Origin of the sequence: Massilia rhizosphaerae, from assembly GCF_016093545.1 — a bacterium.
Lineage (GTDB): Bacteria > Pseudomonadota > Gammaproteobacteria > Burkholderiales > Burkholderiaceae_D > Telluria > Telluria rhizosphaerae.
In genome coordinates this window covers 1-639 of record NZ_JADKYX010000055.1, presented here as the reverse complement: position 1 = coordinate 639, position 639 = coordinate 1, and the positions used below count along the sequence as shown (strand labels likewise).

Below are 639 nucleotides of genomic sequence, written 5' to 3'. Positions count from 1 at the left end.
ATTTCGACGTCGTCATCGTCGGCGCCGGCGGTTCCGGCCTGCGCGCCGCGCTGCAACTGTCCGAAGCGGGCCTGAACGTGGCCGTGCTGTCGAAAGTCTTCCCGACCCGCTCCCACACCGTCGCCGCGCAGGGCGGCATCGGCGCCTCGCTGGGCAATATGAGCGAGGACGACTGGTACTGGCACATGTTCGACACGGTGAAAGGTTCGGACTACCTGGGCGACCAGGACGCCATCGAATTCATGTGCCGCGAAGCGCCGAAGGTCGTGTACGAGCTGGAGCACTTCGGCATGCCGTTCGACCGCAACCCGGACGGTACGATCTATCAACGTCCGTTCGGCGGCCACACCGCCAACTTCGGCGAGAAGCCCGTGCAGCGCGCCTGCGCCGCGGCCGACCGCACCGGCCACGCGCTGCTGCACACGCTGTACCAACGCAACGTCCGTTCGCGCACCCACTTCTTCGTCGAGTGGCAGGCGCTGGACCTCGTGCGCAATGCCGACGGCGACGTGCTCGGCGTCGTCGCACTCGAGATGGAAACGGGCGACGTCATGATGCTGCAGGCGAAAACGACCGTGTTCGCCACGGGCGGCGCGGGCCGCATCTTCGCCGCGTCGACCAACGCCTTCATCAACACCG

Annotated in this window: 1 protein-coding gene; it reads left to right on the top strand. The window is 67.0% G+C overall.

Annotated elements, in window-relative coordinates:
* A partial coding sequence (locus tag ISF28_RS30250) for an FAD-dependent oxidoreductase (protein ID WP_198120879.1) occupies window positions 1–639 on the top strand: 639 nt, incomplete at both ends.